At 62.5% G+C, this 17,511-nt stretch carries 20 protein-coding genes; 5 read left to right on the plus strand and 15 right to left on the minus strand.

Features of this window, described 5'->3' with window-relative positions:
- Positions 1-25 precede the first annotated feature (25 nt).
- From dctP to C8N32_RS06400, 3 genes are read right to left on the minus strand one after another with little or no spacing between them, the layout of a single operon-like run.
- Positions 26-1,018 carry a TRAP transporter substrate-binding protein DctP gene (gene dctP, locus C8N32_RS06390; protein ID WP_244905903.1) on the minus strand — a complete coding sequence of 331 codons (993 nt, stop codon included), beginning with the start codon at positions 1,016-1,018 and terminating at the stop codon, positions 26-28.
- Between the two features lie 23 nt (positions 1,019-1,041).
- Entirely contained in the window at positions 1,042-2,340 is a 1,299-nt protein-coding gene (locus C8N32_RS06395; protein WP_107891661.1) for a TRAP transporter large permease, read from the minus strand.
- The gene (locus tag C8N32_RS06400) at positions 2,337-2,807 is read right to left on the minus strand and encodes a TRAP transporter small permease (RefSeq protein ID WP_107891662.1); all 471 of its coding nucleotides are present in this window, start codon (positions 2,805-2,807) and stop codon (positions 2,337-2,339) included. The genes C8N32_RS06395 and C8N32_RS06400 overlap by 4 nt, the downstream gene beginning before the upstream one ends.
- A 111-nt stretch (positions 2,808-2,918) precedes the next feature.
- On the opposite strand from C8N32_RS06400, the gene C8N32_RS06405 reads away from it, so the two are divergent.
- On the plus strand, positions 2,919-3,851 hold the full coding sequence (locus C8N32_RS06405) for a LysR substrate-binding domain-containing protein (RefSeq protein WP_107891663.1): 933 nt from the start codon (positions 2,919-2,921) through the stop codon (positions 3,849-3,851).
- On the opposite strand, the gene ychF is transcribed toward C8N32_RS06405, so the two are convergent.
- Positions 3,848-4,945, minus strand: coding sequence for a redox-regulated ATPase YchF (ychF, locus tag C8N32_RS06410; RefSeq protein ID WP_107891664.1), 1,098 nt, complete (start codon positions 4,943-4,945; stop codon positions 3,848-3,850). The genes C8N32_RS06405 and ychF overlap by 4 nt on opposite strands.
- A gap of 121 nt (positions 4,946-5,066) precedes the next feature.
- Between ychF and trpA the strand changes: the two genes are divergently transcribed.
- The 4 genes from trpA (at position 5,067) to pth (ending at position 8,614) form a co-directional block, all read left to right on the plus strand.
- A complete protein-coding gene (gene trpA, locus C8N32_RS06415) occupies positions 5,067-5,858 on the plus strand; it encodes a tryptophan synthase subunit alpha (RefSeq protein WP_107891665.1) in 792 nt (263 codons plus the stop codon).
- A gap of 65 nt (positions 5,859-5,923) precedes the next feature.
- A complete protein-coding gene (locus tag C8N32_RS06420) occupies positions 5,924-7,087 on the plus strand; it encodes an alpha-hydroxy acid oxidase (RefSeq protein ID WP_107891666.1) in 1,164 nt (387 codons plus the stop codon).
- Between the two features lie 100 nt (positions 7,088-7,187).
- Entirely contained in the window at positions 7,188-7,835 is a 648-nt protein-coding gene (locus C8N32_RS06425; protein WP_107891667.1) for a 50S ribosomal protein L25/general stress protein Ctc, read from the plus strand.
- Positions 7,836-7,945: 110 nt separating this feature from the next.
- Positions 7,946-8,614, plus strand: coding sequence for an aminoacyl-tRNA hydrolase (gene pth / locus C8N32_RS06430; RefSeq protein WP_107891668.1), 669 nt, complete (start codon positions 7,946-7,948; stop codon positions 8,612-8,614).
- Here the strand turns inward: pth and C8N32_RS06435 are convergent.
- The 11 genes from C8N32_RS06435 to aroA form a co-directional block, all read right to left on the minus strand.
- Complete coding sequence (locus tag C8N32_RS06435; RefSeq protein ID WP_107891669.1) at positions 8,611-9,117, minus strand: helix-turn-helix transcriptional regulator; 507 nt, start codon at positions 9,115-9,117, stop codon at positions 8,611-8,613. The two genes, pth and C8N32_RS06435, sit on opposite strands and share 4 nt — an antisense overlap.
- Positions 9,118-9,150: 33 nt before the next feature.
- On the minus strand, positions 9,151-9,567 hold the full coding sequence (locus C8N32_RS06440; RefSeq protein WP_107891670.1) for a hypothetical protein: 417 nt from the start codon (positions 9,565-9,567) through the stop codon (positions 9,151-9,153).
- 107 nt (positions 9,568-9,674) lie between these two features.
- The gene (locus C8N32_RS06445; RefSeq protein ID WP_107891671.1) at positions 9,675-10,226 is read right to left on the minus strand and encodes a PepSY domain-containing protein; all 552 of its coding nucleotides are present in this window, start codon (positions 10,224-10,226) and stop codon (positions 9,675-9,677) included.
- Positions 10,227-10,368: 142 nt separating this feature from the next.
- A complete protein-coding gene (gene trpB, locus C8N32_RS06450; RefSeq protein ID WP_107891672.1) occupies positions 10,369-11,607 on the minus strand; it encodes a tryptophan synthase subunit beta in 1,239 nt (412 codons plus the stop codon).
- Between the two features lie 64 nt (positions 11,608-11,671).
- Positions 11,672-12,310: a phosphoribosylanthranilate isomerase gene (locus tag C8N32_RS06455; RefSeq protein ID WP_107891855.1), complete on the minus strand. Its 639-nt coding sequence runs from the start codon at positions 12,308-12,310 to the stop codon at positions 11,672-11,674.
- A gap of 8 nt (positions 12,311-12,318) precedes the next feature.
- Entirely contained in the window at positions 12,319-12,681 is a 363-nt protein-coding gene (locus C8N32_RS06460) for a LapA family protein (RefSeq protein ID WP_107891673.1), read from the minus strand.
- Positions 12,682-12,694: 13 nt separating this feature from the next.
- Positions 12,695-12,976 (minus strand): integration host factor subunit beta, encoded by a 282-nt coding sequence (ihfB, locus tag C8N32_RS06465; protein WP_107891674.1) that lies wholly within the window; start codon positions 12,974-12,976, stop codon positions 12,695-12,697.
- 233 nt (positions 12,977-13,209) lie between these two features.
- A complete protein-coding gene (gene rpsA, locus C8N32_RS06470; protein ID WP_107891675.1) occupies positions 13,210-14,919 on the minus strand; it encodes a 30S ribosomal protein S1 in 1,710 nt (569 codons plus the stop codon).
- A 173-nt stretch (positions 14,920-15,092) separates the two neighbouring features.
- Positions 15,093-15,716, minus strand: a complete 624-nt coding sequence (cmk, locus tag C8N32_RS06475; RefSeq protein ID WP_107891676.1) for a (d)CMP kinase — start codon at positions 15,714-15,716, stop codon at positions 15,093-15,095.
- The gene (locus C8N32_RS06480) at positions 15,713-16,117 is read right to left on the minus strand and encodes a GFA family protein (RefSeq protein WP_107891677.1); all 405 of its coding nucleotides are present in this window, start codon (positions 16,115-16,117) and stop codon (positions 15,713-15,715) included. Before C8N32_RS06480 ends, cmk begins: the two co-directional genes overlap by 4 nt.
- On the minus strand, positions 16,114-17,466 hold the full coding sequence (gene aroA, locus C8N32_RS06485) for a 3-phosphoshikimate 1-carboxyvinyltransferase (protein WP_107891678.1): 1,353 nt from the start codon (positions 17,464-17,466) through the stop codon (positions 16,114-16,116). Before aroA ends, C8N32_RS06480 begins: the two co-directional genes overlap by 4 nt.
- Between the last annotated feature and the right edge of the window lie 45 nt (positions 17,467-17,511).

The following is a 17,511-nucleotide window of genomic DNA, read 5'->3' on the forward strand; positions in this document are numbered from 1 at the left end:
GGCGGCCCGTGCGTGGCGGTGGGCGCTATTGTGCGGCGACTTCGTCCAGAATGGCGCGGCCCCAGTCCTCCCCGATATCCCTGAGAATTTCCGGCCACACCTCGGTGCGGATCTTCGCGGCCATCGCGGAGAGTTGCTCTTCGTTCAGATCGACGATGGTCGCGCCGCTTTCGGCCAGTTTTGCCTCATTGAGCGCCTGGTCTTTCTCGGCCACGCCCCAGCGTGTGGTCTCAAACGTTTCGGCCGCCGCCCGGAGCGCGGCGACGTCATCCTCTGACAATTCGGCCAGCGTGCTGTTGGAAACCATCAGATACCAGATCTCGAAATGCAGGTTGGCGGGAATGTAGGTCTTCGTCACATCGCGAAACGAGGCGTAGTAGCCCTCTGCACCGGAGCCGATCACCCCGTCCACCACGCCGGTCTGTACTGCGGTGAACGCTTCGGAAAACGGAATCGGGGCAGGAATGTAGCCCAGCGCCTCACCGCTGAGCTGGAAGCTTTTCACCCCCGGCACGCGCACCTTGATCCCTTTGGCGACAGACGGGTCACCGGGCGCGACAGCCTCGGTATTCAGTGCGATACCGCTGAAATAGACCGGGTAGACGGCCAGGACGGTAATATCCTGTTCGGCCAGCAGCCCGGAAACCTTTTCCCGGATGATGCCGCCGGCGCCGTAGAGACGGCGCGCGGCGTCCCAGTCATCCGCGATGTAGGGAAAGGTGCTGATCTGAATGCGGCGGTCGGCCCCGGTTGCTGCGGGCTGTACGGCCATGTCGATCGCCCCGACCGAGATACGTTCCTGCACCGATGTGAAATCTCCCAGCGCAGAGGCCGGAAACAACCGGATGCTGATCTCACCGCCGGTGGCGGCCTCGACCTGTTGCGCGAAAACGCGCAGTTCCTTGTCCACGGTGGTATCTTGCGGGCGCACATGGCTCAGCTTCAGCGTCGCGGCCTCGGCAGCGGGCATCAGCGCCATCAGGGCAAGAGCGGCCGTGGTCATCAGGGTTTTTCTCACGTTCGGGTCCTCCTTGAACGAAGTCAGTAGCCAAACACCCGCGGCAGGAAGAGCGACAGGTCCGGCCAAAGCGAGGTCAGAAACACCACCGGCACATACCCCGTGACAATCAGAAGCATGGCTGGCGGAATCACGCGGGTCACCGGCACATTGCCGATACGCGCGCCGAGATACAGGATTGAGGCATAGGGCGGCGTCACGCCCCCCATCGCCGTATTAACCCCCATGATGGCGGCAAACTGCACCGGGGTGACCCCGATCGCCTGCATCAGCGGCAGCAGCAGCGGCGCGATCAGGATGATGGCGGTCACGTCATTCACCACCATGCCGACAAGGAACAACATCACGTTGATCAGGATCAGCAGCAGCACCTTGTTGTCGGTGATCTCGAAAATCGATGCCACCAATGCCTGCGGCACCCCTTCCATCACGAACATCTGGCTGAGGATCATCGAAAAGATGATCATCATCATGATCGCTCCAACGGCGGTTGCGGCCTCCTTGCCGACATTCAGGAAATTATCCCAGCGCAACCCCTTGTAGATAAAGAAGCCAACCGGGATGGCATAGATCGCGGCGACGGCGGCGGCCTCGGTCGGAGTGACGACGCCGCCATAGATTCCCCCGAGTATGATCACCGGCATCAACAGTGCCGGGGTGGCATGAAACCCGCGCCGGGCGACCTCGCCGGCCAGGTGCGACAGGTCGGGCTTTTCGTCGAGTACAAGGTCGAACTTGCGGCTCATCCACAGGTTCACGGCCGAAAAGTTGAACATGATAAGCAGCCCCGGACCCAGCGTCGCCAGAAAACAGGCCAGAATCGAGGTGTCCGTGACCCAGCCATAGACGATCATCGTGACCGAAGGCGGGATCAGCAGGCCAAGGATCGAAGAGTTCGCGATCAGTGCAGTCGCGTATTCGCGTGGATACCCGCGCTTTTCCATTTCCGGGATCAGCAAAGGCCCGATCGCCGCTATTCCCGTCAGGCCGGATCCCGAAATGGCCCCGATGATGGCACAGCTTACCGCGGCCACGACACCCAACCCCCCCCGGACGTGCCCGATGAAGGCATTCACGAAGCGCAGCAAACTGGCCGCGATGCCGCTTTCGGACATGATCGTCCCCGCCAGCACGAAGAGCGGGATCGCAAGAAGAACAGGGTTGCCCAATTGCTGCATGCCCCACAGCATGTTGCCCTTCATGACGGCATCGCCGAGATAGTACATCACCATCAGCGCCCCCCCGAAACAGTAGGGCAGCGGCACGCCGAGCGTCAGGAAGAGAACCAGAACCGCGATGGCGACAAGGGCAACTTCGATCACGTCCGTTCTCCGTGGCGGAGGCTGCGAACATGGCGGACAAGGTGAAGCGCAGTATAGACCATCATCAGCGCAAGACCGGCCAACAACGCGATATCGGCATAGAATGTCGGGATATAAAGGGTCGGGCTTTCCCGCCAGACACGCCACGAATACTTCGTGAAGTCCCACGCCCAATACAGCAGCCACAGGCCGACAACGAGACTGACAGTCTCTGCCACGATGGCCTGAAGGCGATGCTGCCACGGCGCTTTCAGGAAGATTTCCAGCACATTGGCGCGGATATGCGTATCTTCACGCGAGGCGTTTACCGCGCCAAGGATGTACAACCATATGGTCGGATACATCATGGCTTCTTCCAGCCCCATGACCGGCACCTGCAAGACGTAGCGGGTCACAACCTGGACGAACTGCCCGAGCGCGACGACACAAATCAAACAGGTCAGAAGGTATTTTGCCGGTTTATCCATTCCTGTTCCTGCGCTACACATCCGGGTCGTCGGGCCACTTGACGAAGTCAGGCCCATAAATGCAAATTGGAAAATACTCTATATCCATAAATTTCACCGCAATGGTTTCCGATGAATCTTTCCTTCCGCCAGCTTAACGCCTTCCGGGAAGTGATGCGCAGCGGCTCAATCTCGCAGGCGGCCCGCTCCCTTGGGCGCACCCAACCCGCCGTCAGTTCCGTCATTGCCGGGCTTGAAACCGAACTCGGCTTCAAGCTGTTCACACGGGAGCAGAGCAAGCTGACCCCAACGCCCGAGGCCTACTTCTTTCTTGAGGAATGCGAGGCCATCCTCACCCGCCTCGATCAGGCCAAACTGACGCTTCAGGCGATGTCCGGGAATCAATCCGGGCGACTTCAGATCGCATGTCACCCGGCCGCATCGGGGTTTTTCATGCCGCAGGTCCTGAGGGATTTCCTGTCCGACAAGCCCGAGGTCGAGGCCGCGTTGATGATGCGCTCCTCCCGGTTCATCGAAGAACTGGTCGCCTCGCAGCAGTTCGATGTAGGCTTTGCGGAAACCCCACGGCCGCGGCCGTCGGTCCGGCAGGTCGATTTCGACCTTGACTGCATCTGCGCCCTGCCCGCCGGGGACCCCCTGGCCAAGAACGCCACGATCACGCCGGAAATGCTGGATGGCAAACAACTGGCACTGCTCTACGACGACCACCCGATCACCCGCGACATCCGCACCGCCTTTGCCCGGCGGGGCGTCGCCATCCACCGTCGGTTCGAGTTGCAGACCATCCTGCCCGGTCTCAGCTTCGTCGCGGCCGGGCTGTGCTACATGATCTGCGACCGGATTTCCGCTCATGGGGTGCTGAACCGCGAAAACCTTTTGTCCGGGCTGGTTTTTCGAAGTTTCGCACCCCGGATTCCGGCCAGGCTTTCCCTGCTGACCCCGGCGCACCGGCCACAATCGCTTCTGTCGGAAGCGTTCTGCGAGCACCTGAAAACCCACGTCCTGAGAATGCACGAGGAAGTGGATGCCCGCCTCATTCCCTAAGCGTTGAACAGGAAGTGCAGGACATCCCCATCCTGAACGATGTAACCTTTGCCTTCGGCGCGCATCTTGCCCGCCTCTTTCGCCGACTGCTCACCGCCCAGGCGGACGTAATCCACATAGGCGATGGTTTCCGCCCGGATGAAGCCGCGTTCGAAATCCCCATGGATGACGCCGGCGGCCCTGGGCGCCGAAGTCCCGGCAGGAATGGTCCAGGCGCGGGCTTCCTTCGGACCGACGGTGAAATAGGTCTGCAACCCCAAAAGCGCATAGCCCGCCTTGATCAAACGGTCCAGCCCGGCCTCTTCCAGCCCCAGTTCCGACAGGAACATCCCGGCCTCTTCAGGGTCGAGCTGGCTGATCTCCTCTTCGATCCTGGCGGAAATGACAACGCTGGCCGCTCCTTGCGAAAGGGCCATGTCCGCAACCGCACGGGAATGGGCGTTGCCGGTGGCGGCCTCATCTTCGGAGACGTTGCAAACATACAGGACGGGCTTCGCTGTCAGAAGTTGCAGCATTTCCCAGGCCCTGGCGTCTTCCGCGTCCACCGCGACGGTGCGGGCCGGGGCCCCGGCCTCCAGGGCCGCTTGCGCGCTTTTCAGCAGCCGCTCCTGCTGAAGCGCCTCCTTGTCGCCACCGCGCACCTTGCGCACCAGATTGGCAAGCCGCTTCTCGATGCTTTCCATGTCGGCCAGCATCAGCTCGGTCTCGATCACCTCCGCGTCGGCAACCGGGTCCACCCGGCCGTTCACATGGGTCACGTCCCCATCCTCGAAACAGCGCAACACATGGGCAATGGCGTCGCATTCACGGATATTGGCCAGAAACTGGTTGCCCAGCCCCTCCCCCTTGCTGGCGCCTTTCACCAGCCCGGCGATATCCACAAAAGTCATCCGCGTGGGGATGATCTGCCTGGACCCGGCGATCTGCGCCAGTTTGTCCAGCCGCATATCGGGCACGGCCACCTCGCCCACGTTGGGCTCGATGGTGCAGAAGGGAAAGTTGGCGGCCTGTGCCGCCGCCGTGCGCGTGAGCGCGTTGAACAGGGTCGACTTGCCCACGTTGGGCAGCCCCACGATACCCGTCTTGAAACCCATGCCACCTCCGGTTCGCAGCTTTGCGCGCCTTCTACGCGCCTGACCGGGCCGCCGCAACTCCACATGTCTTGATTTTCGTCGCGCCTTTCGCCAAACCGGGCGAAACCAGACGAGGGACACCATGACTCGGATCGACCGGAAATTCGCCACGCTGAAGGCCGAAGGCAAGAAGGCATTCGTGGCCTACATCATGGCCGGGGATCCGGACCATGCGACCTCGCTGGCGCTGATGAAGGGCCTGCCAGACGCGGGCGTGGACATCATTGAACTGGGCCTGCCCTTCACCGACCCGATGGCGGACGGGCCGACGATCCAGCTGGCCGGGCAGCGGGCACTGGATGCAGGCCAGACGCTTGAGAAAACGCTGGAAATGGCACGCGCCTTCCGCGCCGCCAACGACGAGACTCCGATCGTGCTGATGGGATACTACAACCCCATCTACAACCGGGGGGTGGAGCGGTTTCTCAGCGACGCGCGCGCCGCCGGGATCGACGGGTTGATCGTGGTGGACCTGCCCCCCGAGGAAGACGAGGAACTCTGCATCCCCGCGCAGGAGGCCGGGCTGAACTTCATTCGCCTGGCCACCCCCACCACCGACGACGCGCGCCTGCCCAGGGTTTTGCAGAATACTTCGGGTTTTGTGTATTACGTCTCGATTACCGGTATCACCGGCGCGGCGGAGCCGCGAGGCGCGGATGTCGCCCCCGACGTGGCGCGTATCAAGGCGCAAACCGATCTGCCGGTGGTTGTCGGGTTCGGGATCAGGACCGCGAAAATGGCCCAAACCATGGCCGGTGTCTCCGATGGGGCCGTCGTCGGGTCGGCCATCGTCAAGCAGATCGAACAGGGCAAAAGCGTGCGCCAGGTTCTGGCTTACGTGAAGGACCTGGCCGCCGGCGCGCACCGGGGATAGCGGAGTTATTGCGCAACCCCGGCCAAATTGGTAACAGGTTTTTACCAATAGCCGGAGTTGTTTCCATGCCAGTGATTACCACGATCGAAGATCTGCGCCGGATCTACCGGCGCCGGGTACCGCGAATGTTCTATGATTACTGCGAATCCGGCAGTTGGACGGAACAGACCTTCCGCGAGAATACCTCCGATTTCGGGCAGATTCGCCTGCGCCAGCGCGTGGCGGTCGACATGGAGGGACGCTCCACCGCCACGCGGATGATCGGCCAGGAGGTCACGATGCCCGTGGCGCTGGCGCCGGTCGGGCTGACCGGAATGCAATCCGCCGACGGAGAAATCAAGGCCGCCCGCGCGGCAGAGAAATTCGGGGTGCCGTTCACGCTTTCCACGATGTCGATCTGCTCCATCGAGGATGTTGCGGCGCATACGCAAAAACCTTTCTGGTTTCAGCTTTACGTGATGCGCGACCAGGAATTCCTGGAAAACATCATCGAACGGGCCCGCCGCGCAGGATGTTCGGCGCTGGTGTTGACGCTCGATCTGCAAATTCTCGGCCAGCGGCACAAGGACCTTAAGAACGGCTTGTCCGCGCCGCCCAAACTGACCCTTCCGACCCTGCTGAACCTTGCCACCAAATGGGGATGGGGGCTGGAAATGCTGGGCACCAAACGCCGCCAGTTCGGCAACATCGTCGGCCATGCCAGGGGCGTGACCAACGCCTCCAGCCTGATAACCTGGACCGCCGAACAGTTCGACCCCCGGCTTGACTGGGAAAAGGTCCGCCGAATCAAGGAAATGTGGGACGGAAAGCTGATCCTGAAAGGCATCCTCGACGCCGATGATGCGAAGATGGCATTGGATGTGGGCGCCGATGCGATCGTCGTCTCCAACCATGGGGGGCGGCAACTGGACGGCGCGGTGTCGGCCATCCGTGCCCTGCCGTCGATCCTGCGCGCGGTGGGAGGACAGGTGGAAGTCCACCTCGACAGCGGCATCCGCAGCGGGCAGGACGTTCTCAAGGCCGTGGCGATGGGCGCACAGGGGACCTATATCGGACGGGCCTTCATCTACGGCCTTGGCGCGATGGGCGAGGCCGGCGTCAGAACGGCGCTGGAGATACTCCACAAGGAACTGGACGTGTCCATGGCCCTGTGCGGGCACAAGACCATCGAAGGGCTGGGCCACGACATCCTGATGATCCCGGAAGATTTCGAAGGAAAATGGGCCTGACCGCCCTTTTTCCCTTTCCAATTTTCTGTTCCTGGGCTAAGGGCACGGCTTCATCCGGGCATACACCCTTGGAGGATGCCCTTAACAGGAGAAAGTGAAAATGGCTGGTGAAATTCCTGATATTCACGCCACGGTTCGCACGAGGTCGGGCAAGGGGGCCGCTCGTCAAGCTCGCCGTGAAAAACTCGTCCCCGGTGTGGTCTATGGCGGCGGGCAAGACCCCGTTGCGATCAACCTCAAGTACAACGAACTGTTCAAGCGCCTGAAAGCGGGCCGCTTCCTGTCGACGCTGTTCAACCTCAAGCTCGACGGGCAGGAAGATGTCCGCGTGATCTGCCGCGGCGTGCAGCGTGATGTGGTCAAGGATCTGCCGATCCACGTGGACTTCATGCGCCTGCGCCGGACCTCGCGCATCAACCTGTTCATCCCGGTCGAGTTCGTGGGCGAAGAAACCTCCCCCGGCCTCAGGAAAGGCGGCGTGCTGACCGTCGTCCGCCCGGAGGTTGAACTGGTGGTCACCGCCGGCGATATCCCCGAGAAGCTGACCGTGGACGTGTCCGGGCTGAATGTCGGCGATATCGTTCATATCTCGGACGTGGCTCTTCCCGAAGGGGCGACCCCGACCATCACCGACCGGAACTTCGTCATCGCCAACATCTCCGCACCGTCGAGCCTGCGCTCCGGCGACGAAGAGGGCGATGCGGCGGACGCCGCCGAGGCCGAGGAAGACACCGGCGAAGAGGAATAAGCCCCTCTACCACCCTTTGAGCGGGGCCCTCCGGGGCCCCGTTTGCGTTTGCGGGCTGGAAATTCCGCCGTCTTGGCGGCATCAAGGCAATACACCATTCGGAGGCAAGGATGCGGCTGTTCGTGGGTCTGGGCAATCCCGGCGCAAAATATGCAGGGAACCGGCACAATATCGGCTTCATGGCGGTAGACAAAATCGCGGTGGACCACGGTTTTACACCGTGGCGGGCCAGATTTCAGGGCCAGATCGCCGAAGGGCGGTTGGCCGGGGAAAAGATTCTGCTGCTCAAGCCCGAAACCTATATGAACCTCTCAGGTCAGTCCGTGGGCGAAGCGATGCGTTTCTTCAAGCTGGGCCCACAGGACGTGACCGTGTTCCATGATGAACTCGACCTCGCCCCCGGCAAATGCCGTCTCAAACAGGGCGGTGGCCACGCCGGGCATAACGGTCTGCGCTCGATCCATGCCCATATCGGGGAAGCTTACGGCCGCGTGCGGTTGGGGATCGGCCATCCCGGTCACAGGGACAAGGTCTCCGGCTACGTCCTGAGCGATTTTGCCAAGGCGGACCAGGTCTGGCTGGATAACCTGCTGCGCGGTCTTTCGGATGGGGTGGCGGAGCTGGCGGCGAACAACAATGCGCAATTCCTGAATGCGGTGGCCCAGCGTCACGCCCGCCCCCCCGCGCGCCCCCCCTGCCAAAAGCCGCAGACGACAGAGCCCCCCGCCAGCGCCGACACCCGCACCCCCTTGCAAAAACTGGTGGACAGGTTTCGCTAATCGTCGCGTGAGACCGGCAACAGGCTGTCTACCATCAGGTCTTCGATGAACAGGCTGAGCAATTGCGGTCGCCCGCTGACCCCGGCCTTGCGGTAGATCGCATTCGTCTGCGCCTTGACCGTGCCTTCCGACGTTTTGCGCAGCATGGCGATATCCTGCGTGCTGAGCCCCTTGATACAAAAGAGCGCAACGTCCCGCTCTGCCGGGGTCAGCCCCCATTCCGAGAACTTTTCCTCCATGACCTCGTGAAACGCACCGGAGGCCAGGCGCAGTTTCTCCCGCGCACGCGCCCCTTGACGCAGGCTCTCCCAAAGCGCCACAGCCCCCAGGAGAAGGCCCAGAATCAGTCCCACCGCAGCCCCGATTTCCAGTAGTTCCCGCGTTTGCCAGCTTATCGGCACACTGCGTGCATTCAGAACCGTCAACAGGATGTCAGACACGAAAAAAACGGCGCAAAGCGCCTGAACCAGCAAGATTGCCCCGATGAGGATTTTGCCACTCACCGGCCTTGCCCCGACATCCTTCGGGGGCGCGGCTCAGTCGTCATCGTCGTCTCCATCGTCGTCGTCGCTGTCGTCATCCCGGTTATCACCGTTGTTGCTTTTGCTCTCTCCGGAAGTTCCGCCCGTGGAACGCTCCCTGTCGTTCTGGCGGGAATTCCTGGCCCCGCCCTCGGAAGAGAAAAGCTGTCCGCGCACGTCTTCGTCATCACTGAATTGCCAGAGATCGCGCAAAATCTCCCCGGTTCGTTCATTGAAGATGATCTCTCGCCGTTCGCCGGGCCCGCGGGCAACAACCCGCGTCCGTCCAAGAAGTGTGCTGGTGACCAGGATCTCCGTGAAGCCCTGCTGGCGCAATTGCGCGACAATGCGGTCCTGCATGCCGGCCGCCAATGCCCAGCCCGACAGCAGAAAAACGGTCAGACTGGCCAGAATGATTCTGCGCTTGATCATGAAGATATCCCTGAATGGGTCACGGCGCCCTGCACATTTGGGCCCATGTGCGGCGCCGTGACAAGGCCATACCCTAAAGGGGGAAAAGGGTTGGCCCGATGGCGACGTCAGTCATCGTCGTCATGATCGTCGTCGTCGTCACGGTCATCCCGGTCGTCGTCACGGTCATCCCGGTCGTCGTCGCGGTCATCCCGGTCGTCGTCGCGGTCATCCCGGTCATCGTCACGGTCATCCCGGTCGTCGTCACGGTCATCCCGGTCGTCGTCGCGGTCATCCCGGTCGTCGTCACGGTCATCCCGGTCGTCGTCGCGGTGGCTTCGGTTGTCGCCGCGGTCGCTCAGATCGCCGCCACGATCTCCACGAGAGTCGCCGCGCTCCCTGTCGTCAAAATCAACCTCGACACGCTCACGGACCATGCCACCGTAGCGGCTTGTTTCGTCCCGCAGGATACGGCCCGTAACCGAATCGTAAGTTACCTCGCGTTCCTGACCGCGCTTGCGCGCCTCGACGGAAATACGCCCGCCTTCGCGTTCGACCTCGATATCCACATAGCCCTGGGATTGGAGGTCCCGCACGACATCCCGCACGGAGACGTCCGCCATTGCGGCTGCCCCGGCCAGCATCGTGATACAGGCGGCCATAAAGGGGATCGGTTTCATGTCACGCTCCTTTGGCTTCGGTTTCGCACCGCCAAGGGAGCATGACTCAGACCAGGACGCCATACACCTAAGGGTTAGACAGGCCCGCACAGGCCCCGAAACACGCTTGTAAACCCAAGTTTACGAAGGAATTCGACAAGTCTCAGTTCTGATCGGGGGTTGCCATTCCCACACCAAGATGCCGCGCCACAGTGAAGATGTCCTTGTCGCCACGTCCGCACATATTCATGCAAATCAGGTGATCCGCAGGCAGATCCGGGGCGATCTTGACAACATGGGCCAGCGCATGGCTGGGCTCCAGCGCGGGGATGATACCTTCCTTTTCGCAGCAAAGCTGGAACGCCCCCAAGGCCTCATCATCGGTAATGGCCACGTATTCCGCGCGCCCCATATCGTGCAACCAGGCGTGCTCCGGCCCGATGCCGGGATAATCGAGTCCGGCGGAGATCGAATATCCTTCGAGAATCTGCCCGTCGTCATCCTGCAACAGGTAGGTCCGGTTTCCGTGCAAGACGCCGGGGCGTCCGCCGGTCAGGCTGGCGCAGTGCTCCATCTTTGCGGTCACGCCCTTCCCTCCGGCCTCGACCCCGATGATGCGGACCTGCTTGTCGTCGAGGAACGGGTAGAACAGGCCCATGGCGTTGGAGCCCCCCCCGATGGCCGCGACAAGTGTATCCGGCAACCGCCCCTCGGCGGAGAGCATCTGCGCCTTTGCCTCTTTGCCGATAATCGACTGGAAATCGCGCACCATCGCCGGATAGGGATGCGGCCCCGCAACCGTCCCAATACAGTAGAACGTATCCCGCACATTGGTGACCCAGTCGCGCAAAGCGTCGTTCATCGCATCCTTCAGCGTTCCACGCCCCGAAGTGACGGGCACGACTTCTGCCCCCAAAAGCTGCATCCGGAAGACGTTCGGCTTTTGGCGCTCCACATCATGCGCCCCCATGTAAACCACGCATTTCAGCCCGAACTTGGCGCACACGGTTGCCGTGGCCACGCCATGCTGGCCGGCACCGGTCTCGGCAATGATCCGGGTCTTTCCCATCCGGCGGGCAAGAATGATCTGTCCCAGCACATTGTTGATCTTGTGCGCGCCAGTATGGTTCAGTTCATCGCGCTTGAAGTAGACCTTCGCGCCGCCAAGGTATTCGGTCAGACGCTCCGCGTGGTAGAGCGGACTGGGACGGCCCACGTAATGGGTCCACAGATGGGTCATCTCGTCCCAGAAGGACGCATCCGTCTTGGCATATTCGTACTGCTGCTCAAGCTCCAGGATCAGCGGCATCAGCGTCTCGCTGACGAATCGACCGCCGAAATCGCCGAAGCGCCCCTTGTCATCCGGGACGGTCAGAAAGCTGTTCACAAGATTTTCCGCCATGTCGGGGTCTCCATCTCGGGTCTCCCCGCGTTTAAAGCCATTGGGCGCGGCGGTAAAGACAGGGTTAGCCCGCCGCCTTCACGAAACGGGCCATGCGTACGGCATCTTTCACCCCGGGGGCGCTTTCCACGCCGGAAGACACGTCCACCTGCCGGGCCCCGGTCAGGCGGATGGCCTCAGCCACGTTTTCCGGCGTCAGCCCCCCCGCCAACATCCACGGTACCGGCCAGCGGCGGCCCGCGATCATCCGCCAGTCGAAAGACAGCCCGTTTCCCCCCGGCAACACAGCCCCTTTCGGAGCCTTGGCATCCACGAGAACCTGGTCCGCAACACGGGCATACTCCTGCAGCGCGGGCAAATCGGCCTCATCCGCGACGCCCACAGCCTTCATCACCGGAAGGCCAAAGCGCGCCCGCAGGCGCGCCACCCGGTCCGGAGGTTCATTGCCATGGAGTTGGAGCATGTCGAGGGGAACGGTCTCCACCAGCGCCTCCAGCGCGGCATCTTCGGCGTCCACCGTCAGGGCGACGCGCGCCATCCCCACAGGCACCCCAGCGGCCAATTCCGCAGCCTGCGCCAGATCCACTGACCGCGGCGATCGTGGAAAAAAGACGAATCCGACATAGGCAGCCCCAGCACGCGCCGCCGCCTCAACGGCGGCCCGGTCGCGCAGGCCGCAGATTTTCACCCGTATGTCCGACATGGCGGCGGTCAACCCGCCTTCCTGTCGTCCTCGATCAGGGCCAGAACATCATCCTTGTCATCGCCGCTCTGCGCCTTTTTCAGGCGCGACACCTCGCGTTGAAGTCGGGCGGTTTCACGCCGGTTGCGAGACGCTTCCGCGCGGTGCTTGGCCTCGCGCATCCATTCCCAGAAAAACCCGATCAAAAGGCCGGCGACGAGCCCTGAAAACCCGACGACGAAAAGCGGCACCTCGGCCGTCCAGTTGAACTTGGCAAAACCGGCCAGTTCCTCCGGCAACAGCGACAGGGTGACAATATTCCGGTTTGCCATCGAGATGACGACAATCCCAATCGCCAGAACGGCGAGGAAGAGGTATCGAATGTAGCGCATAGCTCCGGTCCGTTTATTTCCCGTTCAGTCGTTCTCGTAGCAGCTTGCCGGTCTTGAAGAAAGGGACATGCTTCTGCTCAACATGAACGGACTCACCGGTGCGCGGATTACGACCAATGCGCGCATCCCGTTTTTTGACCGAAAATGCGCCAAAGCCCCGCAACTCAACCCGATCACCGCGCGCCATGGCAGCAATGATTTCTTCGAAAACAGTACCAACGATGCGTTCGACATCGCGCTGGTAAAGGTGGGGGTTTTCATCGGCAATTTTCTGAATCAATTCAGAGCGGATCATAACACAGGGTCCCCGTCGAATTTTTAGTTGGCCTTCGGCTTCGTGACTATAGGCGCGTTTCAGCATTCCTCAAAGAAAAAGCCCCTGAAAACGTGGAAAAACCCTCCGCTGCACCCGGCGCCTGCCCCTTTGGGCTGGAAAACCCGAAGCTGCGCGGCGAATCACAGGGGCAAATGAAAACGGCCCCGCCAGTGGCGGGGCCGGATGATCGCGACAAATGCGACAAATCCCAGCTACTTCTCGCTGCCTTTCAGCGCCGCCCCAAGGATGTCCCCCAGCGACGCCCCGGAATCGGAGCTGCCGAACTGTTCGACGGCCTCTTTCTCTTCGGCGATCTCACGCGCCTTGATCGACAGGCCCAGCCGGCGGGTCTTGTTGTCAATGTTCGTCACGCGCACATCCACATGGTCACCGACCTGAAAGCGCTCGGGACGCTGTTCCGCCCGGTCCCGCGACAGATCGGAGCGGCGGATGAAGGATTTCATGCCTTCGTACTCCACTTCGATCCCGCCATCCTCGATAGACGTGACCGCGACGGTAATAACCGATCCGCGCTTCACCCCCCCCACGGCCTCGGCGAACGGATCGCCCGCCAGCGCCTTGACGGAGAGCGAGATGCGCTCTTTCTCCACGTCAACCTCGGTGACGACGGCTTTCACCATGTCGCCCTTGCGGTAGTCCTGGATGGCTTCCTCCCCGCGCTGATCCCAGCTGAGATCGGAGAGATGCACCATGCCGTCAATGTCGTTGTCCAGACCGATGAACAGGCCGAACTCGGTGATGTTCTTGACCTCGCCCTCAACCTCGGTCCCGACCGGATGGGTTTCGGAGAACACCTCCCACGGGTTGCGCATGGTCTGTTTCAGGCCAAGGCTGACGCGGCGCTTGGCAGCGTCGATCTCCAGCACCATGACATCCACTTCCTGGCTGGTCGAAACGATCTTGCCGGGATGCACGTTTTTCTTGGTCCAGGACATTTCGGACACGTGGACAAGACCCTCGACCCCCGGCTCCAGTTCGACGAAGGCGCCATAGTCGGTAATGTTGGTCACGCGCCCCTTGTGAACCGTGTTCAGCGGGAACTTCGCGCCCACGGTATCCCACGGATCTTCCTGCAACTGCTTCATGCCCAGGCTGATACGGTGGGTATCCTTGTTGATCTTGATGACCTGAACCTTGACGGTTTCCCCGATCGACAAGATCTCGGAAGGATGGTTGACGCGGCGCCATGCCATGTCGGTGACGTGCAACAGCCCGTCCACCCCGCCCAGATCGACGAAGGCGCCATACTCGGTGATGTTCTTCACCACGCCGTCCACAGCATCGCCCTCGGTCAGCTTGGCGATGACCTCGGCACGCTGCTCGGCCCGCGATTCCTCCAGGATGGCGCGGCGCGACACAACGATATTGCCGCGGCGACGATCCATTTTCAGAATCTGGAAGGGCTGTTTGAGCCCCATCAGAGGGCCGGCATCGCGCACCGGGCGCACATCGACCTGGCTGCCGGGCAAGAAGGCGACGGCACCGCCCAGATCGACGGTAAAGCCACCCTTGACGCGACCGAAGATCGCGCCGTCGACGCGGGCATCGTCGGCATAGGCTTTCTCCAGACGATCCCAGGCTTCCTCCCGACGGGCCTTTTCACGGCTGATAACGGCTTCGCCGCGAGCGTTCTCGACGCGGTCGAGGTAGACTTCCACCTCATCCCCCACGGAGATCTCAGGCGCTTCGCCGGGATTTGCGAATTCCTTCAGATCGACGCGGCCTTCCATTTTGTAGCCGACATCGATGATGGCCTGCCCCGCCTCGACGGCGATAACGCGACCTTTGACGACACTGCCTTCCTCCGGCGTGTCAATTTCGAAGCTTTCTTGGAGGAGGGCTTCGAATTCCTCCATGGATGTGTTCTGAGCCATGTGGTCTCTGGTTTCCTTCGGGTTCATTTTACTGGCCGGGCGGTTGTCTCCGCCGGTCTTGGATTGGTCTGATTGCCTCCCGCCCGCGCCGGGGTCAAAACAAGAAGGGCCGGTACATTCCCCGACCCTGCCCCAGATTGCGGCTCTTTCGGCCTTTTCGACGGGCGCTCTATAGCGGGACAAACCGTCTCACGCAAGTGTTAAGCCGTAAAAACCCGCGCCCTGCGCGCTTCGATGATCCGGATCGCTTCCGCTACGGCCTCATCGATGCCCAATTGCGACGTGTCGAGCATCACCGCATCTTCGGCGGGTTTTAACGGCGCGCTGGACCGGGCGCGGTCGCGGGCGTCGCGGGCGCACATATCGGCGAGCACCTCCTCAAAGGTCGTCTCGATCCCCTTTTCCACCAGTTCGCGGTAGCGGCGCCTGGCCCGAACCGTATCGCTCGCGGTCACGAAAAGCTTTGCCGGAGCATCGGGGCAAATCACGGTGCCAATATCCCGACCGTCCAGTACCGCGCCCTCGGCACGGGTGGCGAAAGCGCGCTGAAACTCCACCAGCGCGGCACGAACATCGGCAATCGCGGCAACCTTGCTGGCAGCCTGCGCCACCGCCGGGCTGCGCAGGCCGTCTCGCTCCAGGTCTGCGGGGGCCAGCATGCGCGCGGCCTCGACCGGGTCCCGCCCCTCCAGAACACACGCCCCCACGGCCCGGTAAAGCAGCCCCGTATCAAGATGGGCAAATCCAAAATGCGCGGCAACGGCCCGGCTGATCGTCCCCTTCCCGGCGGCGGCGGGGCCATCTATGGCAACGGCAAAACTCATTCCACCTGCGTCGTCATGGAAGGGTCCGCCCCATCGGCACGTGGAAGATCCCCTTCGATATCATAATAGGTACCCTTGTAGGCACAGAAGATGTGGCCCGCAAGCCGCACGCCGGGGTCGCCGTCGATCGTCCCGGCGAAAATCGCCAGATGAGTCCCCGGCCCGTCCCAGAAAAGGTTGGAGCCGCAAATCGGGCAAAAACCGCGCCGCGCGCACGGCGAGGACGCATACCATGCGACCCGCCCCTCGATCGTGACACGCGCACGCAGGGCCGAGGTGGCGGCGGCGTAATGTCCGCTCGTCTTGCGGCACTGCGTGCAGTGGCACGCGATTACCGGGCGCAGCGGCGCGTCGGTGCGGTAACGCACCGCGCCGCAAAGGCAACCGCCCGCGGCACTCATGGGGACACCTTCGAAAACCGTGCCCCAAGGGCTTCCATCAGCGGCTCGAACACCGGGAAAGACGTTGCGATCGGCCCGGCATCGTCAACCGTGACCGGCGCCTGCGCGCCCAACCCGGCCACAAGGAAAGACATCGCGATCCGGTGGTCCAGATGCGTGGCACATATCGCCCCCCCGGGCAGCCCACCCGGCCCCATTCCATGAACGACCATCCAGTCCGCCCCCTCCTCGACACGGGCCCCGCAACTGCGCAGCCCGTTGGCCATGGCGGCGATACGGTCGCTTTCTTTCACCCGCAACTCCCCCACACCGCGCATCACGGTAGGACCCTCGGCAAAAGCCGCAACCACCGACAGGATCGGGTATTCGTCGATCATGCTGGGCGCGCGTTCGGGTGGCACCTCGATCCCTTTCAGGGCTGGTGAGAACCGCACACGCAGATCCGCCACCGGCTCCCCCCCTTCCTCACGCATGTTTTCATAGCCCAAGTCCGCCCCCATCTCGCGCAAGGTCTCGAACAGGCCCGCACGGGTCGGGTTCAGACCGATGCCGGGGACCGAGACATCCGACCCCTCGACAATCAACGCCGCGCAAACCGGGAACGCCGCGGAGCTTGGATCGCGCGGCACGGCGATGGTCTGGGGGCGCAGCTCCGGCTGGCCGGTCAGGGTAATAATGCGCCCCTCGGGGCCATCCTCCACCCGCAAATCGGCCCCGAACCCTGCCAGCATACGCTCGGTATGGTCGCGGGTGGCCTCACGCTCGATCACCACGGTTTCGCCCGGCGCGTTCAGCCCGGCCAGAAGGATCGCCGACTTTACCTGCGCCGAAGGCATCGGTGTCTTGTAACACACGGGCACCGGGTGCGCCGCGCCGGTGACGGTCATCGGCAAACGCCCCCCATCGCGCCCCACCGCCCGCGCCCCGAACAGCGCCAGAGGCTCCGTCACGCGCCCCATCGGGCGGGACCGCAAAGAGGCGTCGCCCGTAAACGTCGCCGTCACGGGCGAGGTGGCCATCGCACCCATGATCAACCGCACCCCGGTGCCGGAATTGCCGCAATCGATGACATCGTCAGGCTCGGCAAATCCGCCAACGCCGACGCCCTGAACGACCCACGCCCCGGGGCCGGTCTGGCTCACCCGCGCACCGAAGGCGCGCATCGCCCGGGCGGTGTCCAATACGTCCTGCCCTTCCAGAAGGCCGCTGATGCGGGTCTCCCCCACCGCCAGCGCACCAAGGATCAGCGCACGATGGCTGATCGACTTGTCCCCCGGCACCTCTGCCGTGCCGCGCAGGGAAGCCGCACGCCGGGCAGTCATCGGGATCGGGTCACCATGGGCGGACATGGGCGGCTCCTTGCAGCATGCTCTGGCAAGGGCTTAGCGAATGTG

The organism is Rhodovulum imhoffii (assembly GCF_003046545.1).
GTDB classification, from domain to species: domain Bacteria; phylum Pseudomonadota; class Alphaproteobacteria; order Rhodobacterales; family Rhodobacteraceae; genus Rhodovulum; species Rhodovulum imhoffii.

What these genes read in the sequence shown, in the direction of transcription:
- C8N32_RS06440 (WP_107891670.1), bottom strand. Translation starts at nt 9,567, where the DNA reads ATGATCAAGCGCAGAATCATTCTGGCCAGTCTGACCGTTTTTCTGCTG.
- ychF (WP_107891664.1), bottom strand. Translation starts at nt 4,945, where the DNA reads ATGGGTTTCAAGACGGGTATCGTGGGGCTGCCCAACGTGGGCAAGTCG.
- C8N32_RS06460 (WP_107891673.1), bottom strand. Translation starts at nt 12,681, where the DNA reads ATGCGCTACATTCGATACCTCTTCCTCGCCGTTCTGGCGATTGGGATT.
- pth (WP_107891668.1), top strand. Translation starts at nt 7,946, where the DNA reads ATGCGGCTGTTCGTGGGTCTGGGCAATCCCGGCGCAAAATATGCAGGG.
- C8N32_RS06400 (WP_107891662.1), bottom strand. Translation starts at nt 2,807, where the DNA reads ATGGATAAACCGGCAAAATACCTTCTGACCTGTTTGATTTGTGTCGTC.
- aroA (WP_107891678.1), bottom strand. Translation starts at nt 17,466, where the DNA reads ATGTCCGCCCATGGTGACCCGATCCCGATGACTGCCCGGCGTGCGGCT.
- rpsA (WP_107891675.1), bottom strand. Translation starts at nt 14,919, where the DNA reads ATGAACCCGAAGGAAACCAGAGACCACATGGCTCAGAACACATCCATG.
- C8N32_RS06420 (WP_107891666.1), top strand. Translation starts at nt 5,924, where the DNA reads ATGCCAGTGATTACCACGATCGAAGATCTGCGCCGGATCTACCGGCGC.
- cmk (WP_107891676.1), bottom strand. Translation starts at nt 15,716, where the DNA reads ATGAGTTTTGCCGTTGCCATAGATGGCCCCGCCGCCGCCGGGAAGGGG.
- C8N32_RS06405 (WP_107891663.1), top strand. Translation starts at nt 2,919, where the DNA reads ATGAATCTTTCCTTCCGCCAGCTTAACGCCTTCCGGGAAGTGATGCGC.
- trpA (WP_107891665.1), top strand. Translation starts at nt 5,067, where the DNA reads ATGACTCGGATCGACCGGAAATTCGCCACGCTGAAGGCCGAAGGCAAG.
- trpB (WP_107891672.1), bottom strand. Translation starts at nt 11,607, where the DNA reads ATGGCGGAAAATCTTGTGAACAGCTTTCTGACCGTCCCGGATGACAAG.
- C8N32_RS06445 (WP_107891671.1), bottom strand. Translation starts at nt 10,226, where the DNA reads ATGAAACCGATCCCCTTTATGGCCGCCTGTATCACGATGCTGGCCGGG.
- C8N32_RS06480 (WP_107891677.1), bottom strand. Translation starts at nt 16,117, where the DNA reads ATGAGTGCCGCGGGCGGTTGCCTTTGCGGCGCGGTGCGTTACCGCACC.
- C8N32_RS06455 (WP_107891855.1), bottom strand. Translation starts at nt 12,310, where the DNA reads ATGTCGGACATACGGGTGAAAATCTGCGGCCTGCGCGACCGGGCCGCC.
- ihfB (WP_107891674.1), bottom strand. Translation starts at nt 12,976, where the DNA reads ATGATCCGCTCTGAATTGATTCAGAAAATTGCCGATGAAAACCCCCAC.
- C8N32_RS06425 (WP_107891667.1), top strand. Translation starts at nt 7,188, where the DNA reads ATGGCTGGTGAAATTCCTGATATTCACGCCACGGTTCGCACGAGGTCG.